Origin of the sequence: Geofilum sp. OHC36d9 (genome assembly GCF_052400685.1) — a bacterium.
GTDB lineage: Bacteria > Bacteroidota > Bacteroidia > Bacteroidales > Marinilabiliaceae > CAZHHH01.
Genome location: NZ_JBQTGJ010000002.1, coordinates 182,657 through 206,182, shown reverse-complemented (window position 1 = coordinate 206,182; position 23,526 = coordinate 182,657). Strand labels below are relative to the sequence as shown.

13 protein-coding genes are annotated in these 23,526 nt (G+C 40.6%); 12 read left to right on the top strand and 1 reads right to left on the bottom strand.

The window, feature by feature from the left end:
- The first annotated feature begins 385 nt into the window (after nt 1–385).
- The 10 genes from ACT3CD_RS03655 (at nt 386) to ACT3CD_RS03610 (ending at nt 14,765) form a co-directional block, all read left to right on the top strand.
- Nucleotides 386–907, top strand: a complete 522-nt coding sequence (locus tag ACT3CD_RS03655) for a DUF5004 domain-containing protein (protein ID WP_444643048.1) — start codon at nt 386–388, stop codon at nt 905–907.
- Between the two features lie 13 nt (nt 908–920).
- Complete coding sequence (locus ACT3CD_RS03650) at nt 921–2,012, top strand: hypothetical protein (RefSeq protein ID WP_444643047.1); 1,092 nt, start codon at nt 921–923, stop codon at nt 2,010–2,012.
- A 50-nt stretch (nt 2,013–2,062) separates the two neighbouring features.
- Nucleotides 2,063–4,999 carry a SusC/RagA family TonB-linked outer membrane protein gene (locus ACT3CD_RS03645; RefSeq protein ID WP_444643045.1) on the top strand — a complete coding sequence of 979 codons (2,937 nt, stop codon included), beginning with the start codon at nt 2,063–2,065 and terminating at the stop codon, nt 4,997–4,999.
- A gap of 70 nt (nt 5,000–5,069) precedes the next feature.
- On the top strand, nt 5,070–6,572 hold the full coding sequence (locus ACT3CD_RS03640; protein WP_444643043.1) for a RagB/SusD family nutrient uptake outer membrane protein: 1,503 nt from the start codon (nt 5,070–5,072) through the stop codon (nt 6,570–6,572).
- A gap of 98 nt (nt 6,573–6,670) precedes the next feature.
- A complete protein-coding gene (locus ACT3CD_RS03635; protein ID WP_444643041.1) occupies nt 6,671–7,921 on the top strand; it encodes a glycoside hydrolase family 71/99-like protein in 1,251 nt (416 codons plus the stop codon).
- Between the two features lie 89 nt (nt 7,922–8,010).
- A complete protein-coding gene (locus ACT3CD_RS03630) occupies nt 8,011–10,026 on the top strand; it encodes a glycoside hydrolase family 97 protein (protein ID WP_444643039.1) in 2,016 nt (671 codons plus the stop codon).
- Between the two features lie 1,006 nt (nt 10,027–11,032).
- Nucleotides 11,033–11,617 (top strand): DUF3109 family protein, encoded by a 585-nt coding sequence (locus ACT3CD_RS03625; RefSeq protein WP_444643037.1) that lies wholly within the window; start codon nt 11,033–11,035, stop codon nt 11,615–11,617.
- Between the two features lie 175 nt (nt 11,618–11,792).
- The gene (locus tag ACT3CD_RS03620) at nt 11,793–12,503 is read left to right on the top strand and encodes a YebC/PmpR family DNA-binding transcriptional regulator (RefSeq protein ID WP_444643035.1); all 711 of its coding nucleotides are present in this window, start codon (nt 11,793–11,795) and stop codon (nt 12,501–12,503) included.
- A 374-nt stretch (nt 12,504–12,877) separates the two neighbouring features.
- A complete protein-coding gene (locus ACT3CD_RS03615) occupies nt 12,878–14,236 on the top strand; it encodes a dipeptidase (RefSeq protein WP_444643033.1) in 1,359 nt (452 codons plus the stop codon).
- A 250-nt stretch (nt 14,237–14,486) separates the two neighbouring features.
- Complete coding sequence (locus ACT3CD_RS03610) at nt 14,487–14,765, top strand: hypothetical protein (RefSeq protein WP_444643032.1); 279 nt, start codon at nt 14,487–14,489, stop codon at nt 14,763–14,765.
- Nucleotides 14,766–15,151: 386 nt separating this feature from the next.
- Here ACT3CD_RS03610 and asnB read toward each other — a convergent pair whose 3' ends face one another.
- Nucleotides 15,152–16,738, bottom strand: coding sequence for an asparagine synthase B (gene asnB / locus ACT3CD_RS03605; RefSeq protein WP_444643030.1), 1,587 nt, complete (start codon nt 16,736–16,738; stop codon nt 15,152–15,154).
- Between the two features lie 422 nt (nt 16,739–17,160).
- On the opposite strand from asnB, the gene gltB reads away from it, so the two are divergent.
- Nucleotides 17,161–21,678 (top strand): glutamate synthase large subunit, encoded by a 4,518-nt coding sequence (gene gltB, locus ACT3CD_RS03600; protein WP_444643028.1) that lies wholly within the window; start codon nt 17,161–17,163, stop codon nt 21,676–21,678.
- A gap of 157 nt (nt 21,679–21,835) precedes the next feature.
- Nucleotides 21,836–23,251, top strand: coding sequence for a glutamate synthase subunit beta (locus ACT3CD_RS03595; RefSeq protein WP_444643026.1), 1,416 nt, complete (start codon nt 21,836–21,838; stop codon nt 23,249–23,251).
- The last annotated feature ends 275 nt before the right edge of the window (nt 23,252–23,526 follow it).

Here is a 23,526-nt window from a genome sequence, read left to right as displayed (position 1 = left end):
GCTGTATTAAAACATACTGTTATACTCTCTATACGTTTTCTTTTGTTATTCGTTTGCTGAATATATGGGTTTATAAAATTGGTTGACCACAGTCAATCGTAATTTATAAAAACATGTGGAGCTTGGCTGTTGTGAAAAAAATGATGTTTCTATATGTTAAAAAGTAAGTGTATCGATTAAAAAGTGTTCGTTATGTCTATAAAGGATCTTGATTTGTAGATAATTGTTAATTTTTGAGTGCTCTGATATATAGTTTTTTACGTTGTTTTTTCGTTTTTGGAAATCTAGATTTTAGCTGTATAACTTCTTTTCTCTTAGTTGGTGGTATAGCTTTGCTTGTGTGTATTTCATTGATAATCTCTATAAACGAAATCCAAAAATGATTATGAAAAAAACAAGTATTTATGTCCTGTTTTGTTTTGTTCTGCTTCAACTTGAAGGATGCTCCAAAACAGAGGATGGTAGTTACGTAGCTCCAATTACTATTTACGAAAAGATTAATGGAATGTGGAGCCTTGACAAATTAACCTATGTGGATGAAATTGCCAAAGCGAATGATTTATCGCTTATTGAGGAAGATCTTTCCAGCTGGTTTAACTACAGTGATTTTTTACTACAACTGAATGTAGATGATGAAAATCAACCAACCACATATGAGGTAACCGGCGATGTGCCGCCATTGTTTTCACCGACGGGTTATTGGAGTCTGACCTCCGATTTTGTCAATTCCGATTTAACGGCTGTCCGCATAAACCTTTTTGATGATGCCAGCAAACAAGAAATGACCGATCAACTTAGGATTATTGCTGTTCCGGGATCATCGCAAGAAATGCAAATTCAATTAGTTAGAACTTCTAATGATGTTGCATTTGCATCCTACCTGTTTAAGTTGTCTAAGGCAAACTAAAATTCTACATTTTATGAAAACATTTATTTATAGTTTTATTGTACTTATATTTTTGCCATCTGTTTTGTATGCCCAAACAGAGGAGGCTGGGGAAATTGCGAAGATATGGAGCTATCCTGCTGTATATCAATATACCGAACAGGTGTCCTGGTATTTCGATCTGGCGGGGACGACTTTCGCAGAAGATGAAGATGTATACCTTTGGATATGGTCTCCATCGGAGCCGGATGCTGGTAATTGGGAGAACTCTTCCGATTATGCAAAGCTTTCTTATGAAGGTAATTCTATTTGGCGTTTTGATTTAATCCCAACAGAGTATTTTGGCGTATCGGCAGAAGACATAGCTGCCAGTGCCGGTTTCTGGCTCCGTTTAAAAAATAAAGATGGCTCTAAGCAGTCAGGGGTCGCTAGCGTCAGCTATACGCCATTTTCTGATTTTTACACGGCCGAAGAGCTTATACAATCATTTCCCGAGAAGCCATACATTGATTCTCCCTTGAGTATCCTGTTTAATTCCAATCTTATTGCTGATTGGGATCAGTCATCAACAGTTCACATTCATAGTGGATTGAATGACTGGGAAATCCTTCAGGAATTTCAGGCTTGGATACCTGAGGTGGTTGAAAAAACAAAATTGAAAGACTTGGGTAATGGCTTTTATAAAATGGATATGATTCCTAAGACATATTTCAATGCGCCCGAGGATTATGTGATGGAAAACATGACTTTTCTGTTTGTGAATTTTGTAAATGGCGACTGGGGTAAAACTTCCGGAGATCAGAAGCTATTTGCCGCTAATGTAGTGCCCCCTCCATCCCCAGTCTTTAATTTATTTCCCCTCAAAATTAGTCAGAAAGATATATTAGGTATTATCCGTGTGCATAACGAACGGGGCGTTACCAGTTTGGCATACACAATTACAGCAGGATCCAAAGAAATTGCAGGTGAATTTAGGGGCGGAGTGGATGAAATAAAGGGATTTATTGATTTAGCAACCGAGTTAAAGGAAATATCTAATCTCTCTAAAATTCACGTATTGGTAAAAGATAATAATGATCGTACCATTAGTGATACTGACATTACGTTGGTGAATGTCGACAAGTAAGTACTGGTCTAAAAACAACGTGTAATGGTAAATTTAAAAAATAAGATTTTATGAATATTCCATATAATTTAAAATCCCAATCCCTTCTAAAGGTTATAGTCCTTATTTGCGGGTTTTGTTTGTTTAGTTTGGGAGGGTTTGCCCAGCAAGCCTCAATTTCTGTTTCTGGTATTGTTAGTGATGAAACAGGTGAGCCATTACCTGGCGCTTCTGTTATTGTTGAAGGAACAACCACTGGTATTATTACCGGAAGGGATGGTTCGTTTAGCCTTGAAGTTCCAACTGGCAGTTCCATTGGTGTTTCGTTTATTAGTTACGAATCTCAATCAATTATGATTGATGATAGTAGTGCATTTCCGCTGGTTATTAGAATGATTCCCAGTGTTGTAGCATTGGACGAAGCTGTAGTTGTGGCCATTGGTTATGGCACCATGCGTAAATCAGATTTAACAGGAGCTATTTCATCTGTTTCGTCCGATAAATTACGAACTGGCGTTATTTCTTCCACTGAACAGGTGCTGCAAGGCAGAGTCGCTGGTTTATCCGTGGTACAAGGTTCCGGGGATCCTGCCTCGGGCTCAACCGTTCGTTTGCGGGGAGGAACCTCCATTGCTGCCGGGAACAATCCTTTAATAGTAGTAGATGGAATACCAGGCGTAGACATTAATACTGTTCAGCCTTCTGAGATACTATCTATTGATGTACTTAAAGACGCTTCTGCCTCAGCCATATATGGTTCCAGAGGTGCAAATGGTGTTATTATTGTTACCACCAATCGCGAAAATAGTGGAAAAACTATTGAATATTCGGGATATGTCGCTGTTGGGTCTATCTCTAATCGTTTAGACTTACTGTCGGCCAATCAATGGCGTCAATATGTACGCGAAAATGAAGATTGGGATGCGATTGATTACGGAGGTGATACTGATTGGCAAAAGGAATTAGAACAAACAAGTGTTTCTCAATCTCATACCCTCAGTTTCTATAATGGTAGTGAAGAGAGTGGTTTGCGGGCATCCGTCACTTATTTTGAAAATGAAGGAGTAATAAAATCATCTTCTTTAAATCGGCTGAGTTCCAATTTGTCTGCTTATCAATATGGTTTGAAAGACAAGTTAAAAGTGGAGGTCGGTTTAAACGCCAGTCAGGATGAGTGGTCGCCGTTGGATTACCGGATTTTTGAAAGAGCGTATAATTTAAGTCCGGTGATTTCAGTGCGCGATGCCAGCGGTAATTTTACCGAAGTGGGGGGGAATACTTATGAAAACCCTGTTGAGATCAACTCCAATCGAACAGCGAAAGATCAGCGCAATAGGTTGATGGGATACTTAAAAGCTGAGCTCGAACTTTTACCAGGGTTCAAATCGACTACCAATCTATCTTATGAATATAATTCTCATAAGGGAAATTTGTACAAACCTTCCTATGCTGTTTTAGAAGGGCGATCTGAAAAAGGGTATGCTCAAAAAACGTTGGGTGAGTATGTTAACAATCAGGTAGAAACGTACCTGACTTACAATAAAACTTTTGATGAGCATAAGTTTAATGTAATGGGAGGGTATTCCTATTTGAATAATGTGTATAGTGGATTTGGTGCGCAACGCAGAGGATTCGATACCGACCTTTTTTTGTATAACAATTTAGCCGCCGGTCAGGATTTTAGGGCTGATGATACATACTCTTATAAAGGAGAAGCTACGCTTATATCGTTCTTTGGTCGTGCCAACTATACTTTCGCTGATAAATACATGGCAACAGGGACTATCCGTCGTGATGGCTCAAGTCGGTTTGGGAATAATAATAAATGGGGTGTGTTTCCGTCAGCTTCGATAGGTTGGCGTATATCTGAAGAGCGTTTTATGGATGGCACGTCAGGATGGTTGAATAATTTAAAGTTACGCGTTGGTTATGGCATCACGGGTAATCAGGATGGTATTGGGGAGTACAAATCATTAGAAATTGTGGGTGCTGTGTCATCTGATCGTTATTATAACGGGGAAACTGATAGCTGGAAATCGGGGTATGGAACTGTTCAAAATCCCAATCCTAATCTTAAATGGGAAGAAACAGCGCAGTTTAACATTGGCCTTGATTTTACCTTAATGAATCGTTTTACAGGGACATTGGAGGTATATCAGAAAAATACCAGTGATCTTTTGTATGAATATCCGGTGCCTGCTAATGAATACCCTTTCCCATTAATGCTTGCTAATGTGGGTGATATGACCAATAAGGGGATTGAATTATCGCTAAATGGCAACATCTTGGTAAATGGCGATTTCTCAATGGATGCGAATCTTACATTGGCCAGTAACAAACAAACAATTGACAAATTATCGAACGATAAATTTGTCTCAGAAGATGGAGGCGCTTTTTATACTGGTTCCCTGCACGGTTTGCCAGGAATGTCGGGTTTGTATTCTCAAGTAATTGCTGAAGGTTATGCGGTAGGAACTTTTTGGGGACCCCAAAATCATGGCCTAAATGCGGATGGCTCTTTTAATAATGATGAAACATCTTCAGATTTGGGAAATATTCAACCAAAGTTAAATCTTGGTTTTGGAATGAATTTCCGATACAAGAGTTTTGATGCGGCTTTTTCTACATATGGAATGTTCGGTCAAAAAGTATTGAATGCAACAGCCATGGTAATGAACGATCCTTCACGTTTACCGTCGAAGAATGTACCTGATGATTTTCTGACGAGTGGTATTACCAGTACGCCTGTTTATTCTGGTTATTGGATTGAGGATGCTTCCTTTTTCCGCTTGCAAACCGTTACATTGGCTTATACTATTCCGGTGCGCGAAATTGGATTATCCAAAGCACGAGTTTATTTAACAGGAGAAAATTTGTTTGTGCTAACGGGATACACAGGGGTTGATCCGGAAGTTAGTATTGATGGACTATCCGCTCCGGGAATTGATATGTTTAACTATTATCCAAAGCCACGCACCTTTTCATTGGGTTTAAACATATCGTTTTAATGTTAGCCAATGGTTAATGCTTCGCCGTTGATCATATGGTTTTTTGCAGTATCAATTTAAAAATATAATTATGAAGCTAAATATTGTTTTTCTTATTTTGGCAGTTGTGCTTTCCGCCATTTCTTGCACCAACCTGGATGAAACATTGTACAGTCAGGTGGAATCTAAAGATTATGGTATGTCTGCTGGAGAAGTAGAGACTTTAGTTGGAGGTGCTTATGCTACGCTAAGAGGGTTTAAAGATGATGTATCCAACTCTTATCCTACCTGCGAATATGTTTTTTTTCTCAATGAGTGTAGCTCTGATGAAGCCTGTATTCCAACGAGGGGTACCGACTGGTATGATGGGGGGCGTTACCAGCAAGCTCAGTTTCATACCTGGGAACCCAATAATGTGATGCTTTTAAGTGCCTGGCGTTACTGTTATCAAGGCATTAATAAAATTAATGAAAAAATTAGTATTGTTAATAAGGCTGAGCTTTCTGATGATGCTAAAATGGCTATTCAGGCCGAATTAAAGAGTATTAGAGCCTATTATTACCTTCAGTTGTTAGATATGTTCGGTAATGTCCCTTTAAACGTAGATTTTGGGGCTACTGATCCTGTATCTACTTCTCCGCGTTCTGATGTGTACAGTTTTGTTGAAACAGAATTTACGGAGGCTCTTCCTTATCTTTCTAAAACGCCTATTTATGGTCGTTTTTCCCAAAGTGTAGTGCATGGTCTGTTGGCTCGTTTATATATTAATTCAGAAGTCTATATTGGACAGGCTCGTTGGTCAGATTGCATTGAGCAATGTGAAAAAGTGACAGGATACATTATTGAACCTGACTACTTTACTAATTTCCTGACAGAGAATCAAGTGTCGAAAGAAAATATGTTGGTAATTCCTTACGACGGAAAAGAGGGAACGGTGGGCAACTATTTAAATTCAATGTCGGTACACTATGACCACAAATGGACGATTTCAGCAACAGGCGACTATCAGTGGAGTGCCAACGGAATATCTGCTCAGCCCGGTGTTTACTCAATGTTTGCCGAGAATGATATTCGAAGAAATGCTTTAATTGAAGGTGAACAAATAGATAAGCGCACTGGTTCGGTACTTATTTTGGATACAGGTGATCCTTTGATTTATACCGAAGATATTGTAAAGTTTACAAATGCAGAGAAGTACGAAGGTGTACGTTTGGGTAAATACGAAATGAAAGCAGGCGAACAATGGGAACGTGATCACGATTGGGTGTTGATGCGCTATGCCGAGATACAAATGATGCAAGCAGAGTGTTATGTGCGTCTGGGTAATCCTGAGAAAGCCGGAAATTTCCTTTCTGAGATTATTGGAAGAGCAACAACAGAAATGCCCGAAACAATCGACCTGAATTTTTTGAATGATGAATTATTGCGTGAGTTTGTTTTTGAAGGGAATCGTCGCAGCGTCAATATTCGCTTTGGTACCTATTTCTTACCTTGGTGGGAAAAGGGGGTTTCGGAAAATTTTAAAGGGATTTATCCGATCCCACAAACTGAGTTAGATAAAAACTCTGCGTTACAGCAAAATCCGGGTTATTAAATAGGCCATATTGTCAATCCGGGATTACTTCCCGGATTGATTTATTGGTTTTATGTAAAGGATGTTTAAGCTTTTATTTAACCTTAGAATTTAAAGCTATGAGATTGATTATTTGCCTGTGCACTGCATGTTTTTTCTTGGATGGATTGCTGGGGTGTAGCAAAGAAAAAAGAACACTTCCTCAAAATGATGAAGTGATTGTATATGATCCGGTGACCCTTCCAAAAAGTAATAATACAGAGATTTTTGTGCATTACATGACGTGGTTCGAAACGAAAGAAAGCAGCGCAAACAATACCTGGGGTATGCATTGGACAATGTCCAATATGAATCCCGATATCATCGATGGTGATGGGAAACGGGAGATTGCTTCTTATTTTTATCCTCAGATTGGACCCTATCATTCGGGCGATAAGGATGTGATTGAATATCATCTTCTTTTGATGAAATATGCCGGACTTGATGGCGTTTTGTTTGATTGGTATGGGACCTATGACGTTAATGATTACCAGATTATTAATGATAACACACAAGCTGTGATTGACCTTATTGATAAAGTGGGGCTGAAGTTTTCTATTGTCTATGAAGACCGAACTCTGTCTGAGGTTGTAAGCTGCGGAATGGCGGCTTCTAACGAAAGCGCAGCTAAAACAGATATGCGGTTTTTACAATCAAATTTTTTTAATTCACCTTCCTACGTTTACATCGATAATCACCCTTTACTAATGGTATTTGGGCCCATTACTTTGCAAACGCCTCAGGCATGGACTAATGTATTTAACATTTTGGATTCAAAGCCAATGTTCCTTACTCTTTGGAATGAGTCTGCCGACGCAGGTGATAATGCCCACGGCGAATATGCCTGGGTGTACATGAACAATTCCTATTTGGATAATTTTTATAATGATAGGGCCACGGGGTTAGGAGTGGTGATGGGAAGTGCCTATCCCGGATTTATTGATTTCTATCAGGAAGGTGGTTGGGGTGATGGAATAGGATGGACCATTGATCATAATAATGGGGCCACGCTGGATGCAACTCTTCAGAAGGCTGGTGTGGCCGATGTAGATTATCTGCAATTGGTTACCTGGAATGATTTCGGAGAAGGAACCATTATTGAACCAACACAGCAATTTGGATATACCTATCTGGATAAAATTAAACAATTCGCAGGCGTCACAAGTAATGAATCGGTGTTTGAGCAGATTCATCATTTGTTTCTTTTGCGTAAAGAGTTTAAATCAGATTTAAATGCCCAAAAGCATTTGGACCAGATATTCTACTATTTTGTGTCTTTACAGGTGGATAAGGCTGTTGAGGAACTTCAGAGTTTTGAACCAGTCTTGTAATTAAAAGACATTTATTTTAAGAGAAAAAGCCTGTGTCTAAAAAGTAGCAAATAATCTAGTGTTTAGAACTTTATTTAAAATAATTTCACGTGATACATTTTTTTAGGATCATACTTCTTCTGTTTTTGACAGAAGCATGTTTTACAAGTTGCCGAAAGGACGATTTGACAATTAGTTCACCTGACGGAAATCTTCAATTGGTTTTTTCCTTGAAACAAGGAGAGGCGTTTTATGCTCTTTCAAGGAATGATAAAGATATTGTGACTCCATCCAAAATGGGATTTGCATTTTTGAATATGGAAGATATGGATAGCCATTTTAAAGTGATTGGTGTATCAAAACAAACAATCTCAAATCAGTGGGAACAACCCTGGGGGGAGAGTCGGTTTGTAGATGATAACCATACCGAAATGGTTGTCAGTCTTCAGGAGGATGGTGGACAATCTCGTTTACTTGATTTGACTTTCAGGTTGTTTAACGATGGCCTGGGGTTTAGGTATTTTTTCCCTAAACAGCCCAATATAGATAGTCTCGTTATAAAAGATGAAAAAACGTCTTTCACTTTTGCTGATGAACACAATGTTTGGTGGATTCCGGTACATTCGGAAAACAGCTATTACGAAAGTTTATTCAGACGCACTTCTATGGGAGAAACAGATACCATTAATACACCCGCCGTGTTCGAAACTGCTGATGGGTTATTTTTTGCTCTGCACGAGGCCAATCTTACTGATTATGCTTCTATGACTCTCAGAAGAACTTCAAACAATCAATACATCAGCGAACTGGTCCCCTGGTCCAATGGTGTTAAGGTTTATGCAAAAGCGCCTTTTGCAACACCCTGGCGAACTTTAATTGTCGTAGAATCAGTTGGTGAGTTGGCAACATCAAAGCTAATGCTGAATTTAAATGACCCCTGTGCTGTTCAGGATGTTTCATGGATTAAACCTTCAAAATATATTGGTATCTGGTGGGGGATGCATCTTAAGAAATACACCTGGGGACAGGGACCCAAACACGGCGCTACAACTGAAAATACAATGAAGTATATAGACTTTGCTTCGGCAAATGGATTTGATGGGGTTCTGGTTGAAGGGTGGAATGTTGGTTGGGATGGTGATTGGTCTTTTGATGGGAACGCATTTAGCTTTACACAACCTTACCCGGATTTTGATATCGAAAAAGTTTGTCAATATGCAGCTTCTAAGAATGTGCGGTTAATTGGGCATCATGAAACTGGTGGGGCTATATCGAATTATGAAAGGCAAATGGAGGACGGATTCAAGCTTTACCAAAAAAATGGGGTGAATACGGTTAAAACTGGTTATGTAAATAAATTTTTGGATGGAAAAGAATGGCATGATGGGCAATATGGCGTGCGTCATTATCGGAAAGTGATTGAAATGGCCGCTAAATATCATATTATGATTGATAATCATGAGCCTGTAAAGGGAACCGGCCTGCAAAGAACCTATCCCAACCTAATGACGCAGGAGGGAGGACGAGGTCAGGAATACGATGCATGGTCTGATGATGGTGGCAATCCTCCTGACTATACAACTATTTTACCTTTCACCCGAATGTTATCAGGACCATTTGATTTTACACCCGGCACTTTTAATTTCGATTATCAAACTGTTGCGGGAACAAGGGTTCAAACAACCTTGGCCAAACAACTAGCTCTTTTTGTGGTTTTGTATAGTCCGCTGCAGATGGCTTCCGATTTGCCCGAGAATTATTTGGGCCAGCCGGCGTTTCAGTTTTTGAAAGATGTTCCTTGTAACTGGTTTACAACAAAAGTGTTGAATGCAGAAATTGGAAAGTACACAACAATTGCTCGAAAGGATTGGGACAGTGAGGATTGGTATTTGGGGGCTATCACCAACAAAGATGCGCGAAAACTTAATATCCCATTGTCTTTTTTAGATGCCGGTAAAAAGTACAAAGCAGAAATATATTCTGATGGGAAAGGTGCTGATTACAAATCAAATCCTTATCCGGTGCTCATTTCCTCAAAAGAGGTGAATAATTCAGGATCTCTTGATTTTGTCCTGGCACCCGGCGGCGGTGCAGCTGTCAAGCTATCGCCCATCAAAGAGGAATAATGTTTTTTTACAAATTGATTCAAAAACGTATCAGGAGATTTCCCTTGATGCGTTTTTTTTGTGCTTATGGCAAGAAAAATGTGTTGGATGCAAGTGTAAAAAAAAACGAAATTCAACACATTAATACGCAATAATAGATTAAGACAAATACAAAAAACGGAATTATTGATTTAATTAGCTCTTCGTTGAGAGTGAGATGCAGTTTGAAATTGAGATTCAAAAAAAATATTAACTTAAAAAATGACTGTGACACAGAATTATGAACATACCCGAAGGTGGGGTAGGGTAAATGCAATTGTAATCTGGAAAAATGCAATTGCAATGAAGAAAAATAGAGATGCAACAACGAAAAATGCAATTGCAGCGGGGAAAAATTGAAAAGCAACGGTGAAAAATGCAAATGTAAGTGCGAAAAACCAAAATGTAACCCGGGAAATCCGAATCGTAACAACGAAAAACTAATTTGTATTTACGAATGACTCAAAAAAATCAATTTCTATGACATCATAAACAAAATGAACAGACGTTGAACCCATCAATGTGTGTGGAGCAGCTAGCTGTTATGAAACGAGCCATGGGAATTGTTTCTCACACAGAAGTATGATTATCCGGGCGAGTTCCATATGGCAACTGAAAAACAAAATATAATCATATGAAACGAGCCATGAGAATTGATTCACACACAGAAGTATGATTATTCCGGCGAGTTCCATATGACCACTGAGAGACAAATTATAAACATATGAAAGTTTAGATGTTGTTGTATCTGAGTTTTTAATGGGGCTGATAGTTTTATTGTTAGTTTTTTATTTTGATAACTTTATGATGCCAGTCTCCTTATAATAAATGACCCATTACGATCGGGTTTAATATTCTTCTATCTTTGCACAGATAATATGAAACGAGCATGAGGGTAATTTCTCACACAGGTGGATGATTATCCTGGCGAGTTCCATATGGCAACTGAAAAACAAATTATAAACATATGAAATTTATTTAATTTTTTATGGTTCAAATAGACGACAAACTTATTAGCCTAGACATTTTTGAACGCCATTTTATATGCGATGTGCCCAAATGTAAAGGAGCTTGCTGCGTTGAAGGTGATTCCGGGGCCCCGCTCGAAGACAATGAAACTGAAATTTTGGAATCTGTTTTCCCGGTAATAAAGGATCGACTTTCCAGTCAAGCCCTTCAGGTTATCGATGAAAAGGGGGTGTGGGAAATCGATTCGGACGGTGATAAGGTAACTCCCATCATTAATGGCCGCGAGTGTGTCTACACCACTTTTACAGACGATGGCGTGTGTAAGTGTGTTATTGAGGAGGCTTATAATGAGGGGCTTATTGATTTTAAAAAACCTATAAGCTGTCATCTGTATCCTATACGGGTAACCCGATACGTCGATTTTGAAGCCCTTAATTATCACCAATGGCCAATCTGTGGTGCCGCACGTGCGTTGGGGGCGCAGGTCGGAATGCCTGTATTTCGGTTTTTAAAAGATGCCTTGATACGAAAATATGGACAGGCATTTTATGATGAGATGGAGGAAGCCGATAAATTGTTGAAAAATCCCGATTCTCAGAAGTAAACATCGGGGGTATAAAATATTTTTCTGCAAATTTTCTGTATAAAATAAAATCTACATTAAATTTGCAGACTTTGAAAAATGTAATTGAATAATTGCTTAGAGATATTAAAGCTTCGAATGCAGAAGTTTTAATATTTTGCTATCTGATTGTATCATTTTATTTTAAATTAAATACATGGGACGCGCGTTTGAATACCGAAAAGCAAGAAAATTGAAACGGTGGGGTAATATGGCCAAAACATTCACCAAAATAGGCCGTGAAATTGCGATAGCTGTTAAGAGCGGAGGGCCTGAACCAGTCGGTAATCCTCGCTTGCGTGTTTTAATTCAGAATGCAAAGGCGGCCAATATGCCCAAGGAAAATGTGGAGCGGGCCATAAAAAAAGCAACCAATAAAGATCAGGCCGATTATAAAGAAGTGGTTTATGAAGGATACGGTCCTTATGGTATTGCCATTTTAGTTGAAACGGCTACCGACAATCCTACGCGAACGGTTGCCAATGTTCGCAGCTATTTCAATAAAAATAATGGTTCGCTTGGAACTTCAGGTAGTGTTGATTATATGTTCGAGCATAAATGCAGCTTTAAAGTGAAAGCTAAAGAAGGGGTAGACCCCGAAGAGTTAGAGCTTGAGCTGATTGATTTTGGCGTTCAGGAAGTGTTCATTGAAGATGACATGATAATGATCTATGGTGAGTTCGAAGCCTTTGGTCCTATTCAAAAGTATCTGGAAGAGAACGATTTCGAAATTGAGAATGCCGAATTTGAGCGTATTCCACACGACACAAAAGAACTTAACGAGGAACAAGTGGCCGACATAGAAAAGCTTTTGGCTAAATTTGAAGAGGACGATGACGTTACCAACGTTTTTCACAATATGGCTTAAACGTCTGTTTTACGGGTTTTACAAAAAATGCTTTCCTTTCAGGAAGGCATTTTTTTTGCGTGTGCCATAACTGGTCAGAATAATGACGCTTTCTTCCTGAAACTTAAATTGGAATGATGCCTTGGTGTGGGTTTTAGCCGGTGCTTGAAACATGGAATAATCCCGTTTCTATTACCCGATGAACATTTTATTGAATGGTCATGTTTTCTTTAAACAGATTTTTAGGAGATGAATATTATCATTGGTTTTCATTGTGAAGAAGACTACATTTAATCTTACTTTTTTGCGTCTCATATATTATCTGGTTTTTCATGGAAGTGAAGGCCGGATTTGAATTTTATCGATTTCAGTATAACAATATAAATCTTAATAATATGGATCAATTACAGCAATATATAGCTGATAATAAAGATCGGTTTCTGCAGGAGCTGTTTGGCTTAATCCGCATTCCGTCAGTCAGCTCTCAATTATCGCACAAAGACGACATGGGTCGGGTGGCGCACTACTGGAAGCAGATTTTGTTGTCGGCTGGCGCCGATAAGGCTGAGGTTATGCCCACTAAAGGCAATCCTGTGGTATTTGCCGAAAAGATAATCGACCCCTTATTACCAACTGTTTTGGTTTATGGACATGCCGACGTAATGCCTGTTGAACCTTTGGATTTGTGGCATTCTGAACCTTTTGAACCCGAGATTCGTGATGGTCGGATTTATGCACGTGGTGCCGATGACGATAAAGGTCAGTCATTTATGCACGCCAAAGCGTTTGAGTACCTGGTGAAACACGATTTGTTGAAGGTTAATGTGAAATTTTTAATAGAGGGGGAAGAGGAAGTTGGATCGGCTAGTTTACCGGCTTTTTGCGAAGCCAATAAGGAATTGCTGAAGGCTGATTTTATCCTGGTTTCCGACACCTCAATTATCGGTCCGGCCATTCCTTCTATTACCACCGGACTTAGGGGTATTGCTTACTGGGAGGTGGAAGTGACTGGTCCCAGCCGTGATTTGCATTCGGGTTTGTATGGGGGCGCTGTGGCTAATCCAATTAACGTATTGGCTGCTATGATTGCTAAAACCACCGATGATAACGGACATATTACGATTCCCGGTTTTTATGATGATGTGATCGATGTGTCTGACGAAGAGCGTGCTTTGATGGCTCAGGCACCATATGATGAAGCAGCCTACAAGGCATCTATCGGCGTTGACGAATTGTGTGGCGAGACAGGCTATTCTACCAATGAGCGAACAGGTATTCGTCCGTCGTTCGATGTATGCGGTATTTGGGGTGGTTACACCGGAGAGGGAGCCAAGACGGTTTTACCATCTAAAGCTTTTGCTAAAATATCAACTCGTTTGGTGCCAAATCAGAACCATGAGAAAATTGCCCGGTTGTTTAAAACGTACTTTGAAGCAATCGCACCAAAGTCGGTGAAAGTAAATGTGACACCATTGCATGGCGGACAGGGTTACGTTTGTCCCATTGACATGCCGGCATATCAGGCAGCTGAAAAAGCCTATGAAGAAGTGTTTGGAACAATGCCGGTCCCCGTTCGTAGTGGTGGGTCTATCCCAATTATATCGGTGTTTGAGGAGGTGCTTGGTTTAAAATCGTTGTTAATGGGTTTTGGGTTGGAGTCGGATGCCATTCACAGTCCCAATGAAAATTTTCCATTGGATCAGTTTTTTAAAGGAATTGAAACGATTGTGAGGTTTTACGGTTACCTGAAATAGCCATTCGGTTTTATTATTTAGTGCCTGTCTTTAAAGTAGAGCGGTAAATCCGGAAAGTTCAAATTCAAGGCTTACGCAGTCTGAAAAATGTGACTTTACTTTGGTAAATGATTATTTTGAAGACAAGCGTAACGCAGAAGTTGGACTTTGCCTCGAAGCGTTATTTATAAGTTTAATCAACAAAACTCAGGTGCTTGATAAGAAAAGTTCAAATTCAAGGCTTGCGTAGTCTGAAAAATGTGACTTTACTTTGGTAAATGATTATTTTGAAGACAAGCGTAACGCAGAAGTTGGACTTTGCCTCGAAGCGTTATTTATAAGTTTAATCAACAAAACTCAGGTGCTTGATAAGAAAGGTTCAAATTCAAGGCTTGCGCAGTCTGAAAAATGTGAGTTTACTTTGGTAAATGATCATTTTGAAGACAAGGGTAACGCAGAAGCTGGACTTTGCCTCGAAGCGTTATTTATAAGTTTAATCAACAAAACTCAGGTGCTTGATAAGAAAAGTTCAAATTCAAGGCTTGCGTAGTCTGAAAAATGTGAGTTTACTTTGGTAAATGATCATTTTGAAGACAAGGGTAACGCAGAAGTTGGACTTTGCCTCGAAGCGTTATTTATAAGTTTAATCAACAAAACTCAGGTGCTTGATAAGAAAAGTTCAAATTCAAGGCTTGCGTAGTCTGAAAAATGTGAGTTTACTTTGGTAAATGATCATTTTGAAGACAAGCGTAACGCAGAAGTTGGACTTTTCTTGCAAGTACTGTTTAAAGCTAAACCCGAAGCATCACCACCAGGTAAAGAGTGACACTTCGGGTTTTCTCCGGTTTAGGAACGGAGCAGTTTAGGTCGGTTAAATACTGTATTTGAAAGGGCCATTAACAAGCATCTTGCTTAATGCCGTCTTTCAATATTTGTTTATTCACCACTTTTCCCATAGTTTGGGAGAACTCTGGCCGATGGATCGTCTACGTTGCAGTTTTCCCACTCTTTGTTTGGCATCCAAAAATCTTTTATAACGGCTGCTCTGCCGGGAAAGTGTTGCTCAAAAATATCACGGTACATCAACGATTCTTTTGAGAATGGGGTTGCGTAGGGATATTTTGTTTTTGCAGCCTGCAATTCTTCATCTGTATATAGATCTTCAGCGTATGCTTTTAAGTAATCGACGACGCTATGTCCCACTGCATCTGAAAAGGCTGCTTTTTCACGATACAGAATATCATGCGGCAGGTAGTCGTTTTCGAATGCTTTGCGTAAAAGGTATTTACCTACGCCGGTATAGTTCATTTTTTTATCCGGCTGAATAGCCATGACATATTTTACAAATTTGAGATCGCCAAAGGGTACCCGGGCTTCCAGTCCGTGGGCCGAAATACAACGGTCGGCCCGTAATACATCATACATATAAAGTTCACGAAGGCGTTTTTCTGCTTCCTTTTGAAATGCGTCAGGGCCCGGAGCAAAATCGGTGTATTTGTAACCGAAAATTTCGTCGCTGATTTCGCCGGTTAAGAGAACTTTGACATCGGTGTTTTTGGCAATATATTCGCACAGCAGGTACATCCCCATCGAAGCACGGATGGTTGTAATATCCCATGTTTCGGTTTTATAGATAAGTGTACTCAGTGAATCGAAAATTTGTTGCCGGGTAAATAGCACTTCTGTGTGATCGGTCTTGAGATAATCTGCTACTATGCGGGCGTATTTGGTGTCAATGGGACCGTCTTCAATACCAACCGCAAATGTTTTAATGGGCTTGTCAGTCAGACGGGCTGCAATGGCGCAAACCAAACTGGAATCAAGGCCGCCACTGCATAAAAAACCCACAGGCGCGTCCGCGTCCATCCTTTTTTCTACAGCTTTGGTAAACAGGTTGTTGATGTTTTTAAAAATGGCCTCCTGGTCGTCGTTATGAAAGGCTTCTACTTTTGCAATATCGGTGTATTGCACCATCTTTTCGCCATCGTAACAATAGCCGGGCGGGAAGGGAAATACTTCCTTACAAATGGGATGAAGACTTTTCATCTCACTGGCAAAACAAATTTCGCCGTATGCTGTATAGCCATAAAATAATGGCCTGATGCCAATTGGATCGCGGGCGGCAAAATATTTTTTCTGGGTGTCGTCGTAAATTACGCACACAAATTCGGCATCCAGTGTTTGTGCCATTCCTACAATTCCCTTTTCCAGAAATAATGGAACTAAAACTTCGCAATCGCTTTCTGATTTAAAGTCAAAACGATTTTCATAATGTTTGCGTAGATCGCGGAAGTTGTAAACTTCACCATTACAAACCAGGTGGATGTTTTTATAATTAAACGGCTGGTTGCCGTCGTCCGACAAGTCCATGATTTTCAACCGGTGAAAGCCCATCCAACCTTCCTGACCAAAATCTTTTATGATGCTGTTGTCAGGCCCTCTGTATTGAATTTTTTCAAAATCGTACGCTATGTCAAGCTTGAGCTTTTTATCGCTGCCTGTATAAACTGCAAATCCACACATGGTTCTTATTTTTAGATGTCAAATGTTGAATCGAATAAAATTCAGGTACAAAAATATCGAATTGAAATTAAACCACCAAGAATATTTATAAAATAAAACATATTTGTGGTATATTATATCATTTTTTAGTTTTTGGTGCTTTGTTTAATTCTATGGTTTTTATTTTTTGTAACTTAGGTCTTGTTTATTAATGTTTTGCGATTTGTTAGCGAAAAAGTGATTTGAGTCTTTTTGTAATATTTAAACTTTAATTTTTTATTTTATATTACAAAAGTGTCGTTTCTACTTTTATTTTGTAATTAAATCATATAATTTTGTGATGTTTTAATATCTGCCATTATTTGTGATATTTGTCATGTTTCAAAGAGGTGGGTGTTTGGAATGAAAATATAAGTTAGTGATATATAAAACCAGGATTGAATATGCGACAACGTTTTCCTAAAGTGCAGGGGTTGTATGACCCGGCCAATGAGCATGAGAATTGCGGTATCGGGTTTGTGGCCAATATTAAGGGGGTTAAGTCCAATGAAATTGTTCGACGGGGACTCGAAGTTCTTGTAAATATGACGCATCGCGGCGCTGAAGGTTCCGATAATAAATCGGGCGATGGTGCTGGTATTTTGATGCAACTTCCTCATGATTTTTTTAAATCGTTTGGTTTTAATTTGCCGGCTCCAGGTAAATATGGCTCGGGTCTTGTGTTTTTACCACGAAACGAAAAGGAAAGCATGGCCTGCGTGGAAGAACTTAATAGTCAACTGGCAGCCGAAGGGTTGGAATTGATTGGTTACCGCGACGTTCCTGTTGATAGTAAAGTAATTGGTGATATAGCGCGCAGCAATGAGCCGGTGATTCGTCAGATATTTGTGCAGGGGCAGTACGAGCAGGATGTTCTCGAACGAAAATTGTATATCGCCCGTAAGGTGACAGAAAATGCTATTCGCCAGTCTTCGTTAAGTCAAAAAGAACATTTTTATATTGTAAGTCTCAGTAGTAAGGTTTTTATATATAAAGGAATGCTTACGCCTGTTCAGCTGGGCGAATACTACCTTGATCTTCAGCAGCCTGGAGTTACAAGTGCAATAGCTTTGGTGCATTCACGGTTTAGTACCAATACTTTTCCCACCTGGGATTTGGCACAGCCATTCCGTATGATGGCTCATAATGGTGAAATTAATACCATTAAAGGAAATCGTTTGTGGATGCAGGCACGCGAGGGGTTGTTAGAGTCTGATCTTTACGGTGAGGATCTTAAGAAATTGTTCCCGGTGATTGAACCCAATAAGAGTGATTCTGCTTCGCTTGATAATGTATTGGAGTTTTTGTTTATGACAGGACGTGAGTTGCCACAGGCGCTTACCATGCTAATTCCGGAGTCGTGGAATGATAAGAATCCTATTCCTCCCAGTTTGAAAGCTTATTACGAGTATCATAGTACTATTATGGAGCCCTGGGATGGACCGGCTTCAATTGTTTTTTCTGATGGTCGTTATATTGGGGGTACACTCGACCGTAACGGACTACGTCCGTCCCGGTATGTAATCACCAAAAACGATATGATCGTAATGGGGTCCGAAGTGGGAGTGCAAACATTCCCGGCCGAGGAGATCGTTCAAAAGGGGCGTCTGCGTCCCGGTAAGTTGCTTTTGGTTGATACCGAATTGGGTATTATTATACCCGATGAAGAGACGAAATCACGTTTGGCTCGTCGCCATCCGTATGAAAACTGGCTCAATGAAAATCGGATCAGTCTCAAAGAGATTGAGGTGAAACAGCGGGCTTCATCATCGCTGGGCGATAAGTTTAATACCTATCTTAAAGCGTTTGGTTATAACAAGGAAGATCTTGAGTTAATTATTTTCCCAATGGCTACAACGGGCAATGAGCCTATTGGGTCGATGGGGAATGATACGGCTATGGCTGCATTGTCTTCAAAGCCGCAACGCCTGTTTTCCTATTTCCGTCAGTTGTTTGCTCAGGTTACGAATCCGCCTATCGATCCCATTCGTGAGGGGTTGGTGATGGCTTTGACCAGTTACATTGGTTCGGTTTCTAAGAATATGTTAACGGAAACGCCAGCTCAGTGTCGCTCCATTAAGTTTGCCTCACCAGTGGTGACAAATACCGATTTAGGAAAGATAAAGGATTATCGTCGCGAAGAGTTTACGCACCTTACCATTCCCATGGTTTTTAAAGTGGCTGAAGGTGGTGAAGGATTAAAAGCAGCCTTGGAAGATATTTGTCTGGCAGCCGAAAAGGCCGTCGATGATGGTAATAATTATGTTATTCTGAGTGATAAAAATATTTCTTCTGATGAAGCGCCGATCCCATCCTTACTGGCTACTTCGGCTGTCCATCACCACTTGGTGAAGACGCGCAAACGGATGCAGATAGGATTAATTGTTGAGACCGGAGAGGCCCGCGAAGTTATGCACTTTGCTTTGCTCATTGGTTATGGCGCCAGTGTGGTTAACCCCTATGTTTGTTTTGCTACTATTGATGAGATGGTGAAACAAGGGAAGATTAAGCTTGATTACGATGAGGCTCGTGAAAATTATATCAAATCGGTGAATAAGGGTTTGATGAAGGTGTTGTCGAAAATGGGGATTTCTACACTGCGGAGTTATCATGGCGCTCAGATTTTTGAGGCTGTTGGTATTGGCAGTGAGGTGATCAATAAATATTTTACCGGAACGCCATCGCGAATCGGTGGTATTGGGTTTGAAGAGATAGCCCGTGAGGCAGCTATGTTTCACAAGGCTGCTTATGATGAAATGCAGGAAGAAGGTCCCTTTGACAGCTTTGGCGCATATGCTTTTCGTAAGTATGGAGAGAAGCACGGCTGGAACCCTGAAACAATAGGATTATTGCAGTGGTCAACATCTGAAGGCGATTATAGTAAGTTTAAAGAATATACAAAGCAGGTCGATAAGGATAATAAAACGCCTTTGTTTTTGCGTGGATTTTTAAGGCTAAAAACCACAAAATCCATCGATATTAATGAGGTTGAGCCGGTAGAAGCTATTATGAAGCGATTTGTGACCGGAGCAATGTCTTATGGTTCTATTTCCAAAGAGGCGCACGAAGCGTTGGCTATGGCAATGAATAAAATTGGTGGTCGTAGTAATACGGGTGAAGGTGGTGAAGATGCGGCCCGGTTTAAATCAAAAGCGCGAAGCGCCATTAAACAGGTTGCCAGCGGTCGTTTTGGGGTTACCAACAATTATTTGGTTAATGCGGATGAAATTCAGATAAAAATGGCACAGGGGGCAAAACCCGGTGAGGGTGGACAGTTGCCCGGTTATAAGGTGGATAAGGTGATAGCCAAATTGCGTAGCTCCACACCTGGTATCACATTGATTTCCCCACCGCCGCATCATGATATTTATTCCATTGAGGATTTGGCCCAACTAATTTTTGATTTGAAATGCACCAATCCCAATGCGCGTATCAGTGTGAAGCTGGTTTCTGAAAATGGTGTTGGAACGGTGGCTGCCGGTGTTGCTAAAGCACATGCCGACCTGATTGTAATTAGTGGAACGGAAGGTGGTACTGGTGCAAGCCCCATGAGTTCAATCAAACATGCCGGGCTGCCAGTCGAACTTGGATTGACCGAGGTTCAGCAGACGCTGGTCTTAAATAATTTACGCGGCCGGATAAAGCTTCAAACAGATGGTCAGTTAAAGACCGGTTTAGATGTGGTTAAGATGGCTTTAATGGGAGCTGAGGAGTTTGGTTTTGCCACTTCCAGTCTGGTTGTTCTGGGTTGTGTTTTGATGCGTAAGTGTCATCTCAATACCTGTCCTGCCGGTATTGCAACACAAGATGAGGCGCTGCGAAAACGTTTTATCGGGAAATATAAAAATCTGATTAATTTTTTCACCTTCATTGCGACTGAAGTGCGTGAGTATCTGGCTCTGATGGGTGTTAAATCGCTTGAAGAGATTATTGGTCATGCCGATTTGTTAGAGCAAAATCCGGAAGTGGGACATTGGAAAACCGGCGGTTTGGATTTGTCACGATTGACTTATTTTCCCAAAGAGGGATTAAAGTATCCCATCCGTAATACGACGCTTCAAAAGCACGGCGTTGATCAGGTTCTGGATCATGAGTTGATTAGGCAGGCGCGTCCGGCTATTCAAAATAAAACCAAGGTCTGGATGGCTCATCCTATTGCCAATACCGATCGTGCAGTGGGGGCTATGCTCTCGGGTGAAATATCAAAGGTGTATGGCGAAGAAGGCTTGCCAAAAGATACCGTTAATTGTACTTTTATGGGATCGGCCGGACAAAGTTTTGGTGCTTTTCTTGTACAGGGGGTGACGCTGCGTCTGGAAGGAGATGCCAATGATTATTTGGGTAAGGGACTGTCAGGTGGTAAAATTGTGGTTGTGCCTCCGGCCGGATCTACTTTTAAACCGGAAGAAAATATTATCATCGGTAATACGGTTTTATACGGTGCTACCAAAGGATTTTTATACGTACATGGCGTTGCCGGGGAGCGTTTCGCCGTTCGTAACTCGGGTGCTTATGCCGTAGTTGAAGGCGTGGGCGATCACTGTTGTGAATATATGACCGGCGGCCGTGTTGCCGTTATTGGTCCTACCGGGCGTAACTTTGCTGCGGGGATGAGTGGCGGTATTGCCTATGTGTTGGATGAGAGTGGCCAGTTTGATTATTTCTGTAATAAGGGACTGGTAGATCTGAATCCGGTTCACGATTACGATGATGTGATTGAACTTCAGCAGATGCTTCACAAACATTTGTTGCACACTAATAGCGTGAAGGCGCGTGAGATTCTGGTGAACTGGGATTATTACCTGCCCAAATTCATTAAAGTGATTCCTTTTGAGTATAAAAAAGTACTTCAACAGGAAAAATTGATGGAGCTTGAACAAAAACTTGCTGAGACTGAAGATGCTCCGTATCTTCGTGAGTAATCGGGTTTTAAGAATGATCGGCGGGCGGTGGAAGTCGGTTTGGTAAAGTTGCTTGTATGAGATTGACAGAGGTTAAATTTGTGTTGCAACGTTATTCGGAAATCGTTTCTTATTTGCCTGATTTTAATAATATAGTGAAATTATAAAAATACAAAATATGGGTAATCCAAAAGGTTTTATAGAGGTGGCCCGCAAGGAGAGCGGCTACCGCCCAGTTGAAGAACGTGTGGATGATTACGGCGAAGTAGAACAAACGCTGAACGATAAAGACAGGCAGCTACAAGCCTCCCGTTGTATGGATTGCGGTATTCCATTTTGCCATTGGGCCTGCCCCGTAAGCAGTAAGATTCCTGAGTGGCAGGATGCGGTATATAAAGGGGATTATGCTTTGGCTAGTAAAATCCTGCATTCTACAAATAGCTTCCCTGAATTTACCGGGCATGTATGTCCTGCACCTTGTGAAAAATCATGCGTACTCGCTATTCACGAGGAGGCAGTAACCATTCGTGAAAATGAATCGTCGGTAGTCGAGAAAGCTTTTGAACTGGGTTTGATTCAACCTCGAATTCCCAAACGTCGTACCGGCAAGAAGGTGGCCGTGATTGGTTCTGGCCCGTCTGGCTTATCAGCTGCTGACAGACTCAATCAAACCGGACATTCGGTGACGGTGTTTGAACGCGATGATGCTGTTGGGGGACTTTTACGGTATGGAATACCTGATTTTAAGCTGAACAAGAAAACCATCGATCGACGAATTAAAATTTTTGAGGCTGAAGGTATCGAATTCCGTACCAATATGTCAGTGGGTGAGACGGTGAAAGGTAAAGATATTCTTAAAGAATTCGATTCTGTGGTGTTGGCTATTGGCGCTATGCAGGCGCGTGATTTGACCATTGAGGGGCGCGATTTGGAAGGCGTTCATTTTGCCATGGAGTTTCTGAAGCAGCAGAATAAAGTAAATCGTGGTGTCGATTTAGATGAACCGCGAATTAGTGCAAAAGGAAAAAAGGTGTTAGTTATAGGTGGAGGAGATACAGGTAGCGATTGTGTTGGAACTTCTAACCGTCAGAAAGCAGTGTCTGTAACACAGATCGAAATTTTACCCAAACCACCAAAAAAACGGGGCCCCGGTAATCCCTGGCCTTATTGGCCCAATCAGCTTAAGGTGTCGTCTTCGCACGAAGAGGGGTGTGAACGCAAATGGTGTCTGTCAACCCGGCGTTTTATTGGTAAAGATGGCGTTGTAACCGGCGTTGAAGTGGCCGAGGTGGAATGGACCAATGTGGATGGGAAATGGCAAATGGCCGAGAAGCCTGAGACGGTGCATGTCATTGAGGCCGATCTGGTATTGCTTTCAATGGGCTTTGTACATCCTGTTCATGAGGGGGTGATTAAAGAATTTGGTCTGGAATTGGACGCTGGTGGAAATGTGAAGGTCAACGACCAAATGGCAACCAGTAAAAAAGGCGTGTTTGCTGTTGGTGATGCTGCCAGTGGGGCCAGTCTGGTCGTTCGGGCAATTGCCAGTGGGCAGTCGGTTGTCAATGGCGTCAATGATTTTTTGGCATCATAATTCGACTACTTCTTATCTTAAAGCGAAAATGAAAAATTGGTTTATCTCGTTATAACCAGCTTTTGTTTGAAGGGTGAGGGCTTTTAAGTAGTTCCTTGCCCTTTTATGTTTTATTAATTGGTGTGTTTTTGTAACGGTGCCAATAGAAGATAAAAGTATTTTTTATAAATTGAATCATCACCCCTGTTTGTTTAGGGGGTTGAATGTTATATATGATGTGATTTTATATTTTTTAACACGAAAAACCAAGGGTTGTTTTAAAAAATATGCATATT

Excerpts from the sequence above, each read along its gene's own strand:
- ACT3CD_RS03655 (WP_444643048.1), top strand. The coding sequence starts at position 386 with ATGAAAAAAACAAGTATTTATGTCCTGTTTTGTTTTGTTCTGCTTCAA.
- ACT3CD_RS03650 (WP_444643047.1), top strand. The coding sequence starts at position 921 with ATGAAAACATTTATTTATAGTTTTATTGTACTTATATTTTTGCCATCT.
- ACT3CD_RS03645 (WP_444643045.1), top strand. The coding sequence starts at position 2,063 with ATGAATATTCCATATAATTTAAAATCCCAATCCCTTCTAAAGGTTATA.
- ACT3CD_RS03640 (WP_444643043.1), top strand. The coding sequence starts at position 5,070 with ATGAAGCTAAATATTGTTTTTCTTATTTTGGCAGTTGTGCTTTCCGCC.
- ACT3CD_RS03635 (WP_444643041.1), top strand. The coding sequence starts at position 6,671 with ATGAGATTGATTATTTGCCTGTGCACTGCATGTTTTTTCTTGGATGGA.
- ACT3CD_RS03625 (WP_444643037.1), top strand. The coding sequence starts at position 11,033 with ATGGTTCAAATAGACGACAAACTTATTAGCCTAGACATTTTTGAACGC.
- ACT3CD_RS03620 (WP_444643035.1), top strand. The coding sequence starts at position 11,793 with ATGGGACGCGCGTTTGAATACCGAAAAGCAAGAAAATTGAAACGGTGG.
- ACT3CD_RS03615 (WP_444643033.1), top strand. The coding sequence starts at position 12,878 with ATGGATCAATTACAGCAATATATAGCTGATAATAAAGATCGGTTTCTG.
- asnB (WP_444643030.1), bottom strand. The coding sequence starts at position 16,738 with ATGTGTGGATTTGCAGTTTATACAGGCAGCGATAAAAAGCTCAAGCTT.
- gltB (WP_444643028.1), top strand. The coding sequence starts at position 17,161 with ATGCGACAACGTTTTCCTAAAGTGCAGGGGTTGTATGACCCGGCCAAT.
- ACT3CD_RS03595 (WP_444643026.1), top strand. The coding sequence starts at position 21,836 with ATGGGTAATCCAAAAGGTTTTATAGAGGTGGCCCGCAAGGAGAGCGGC.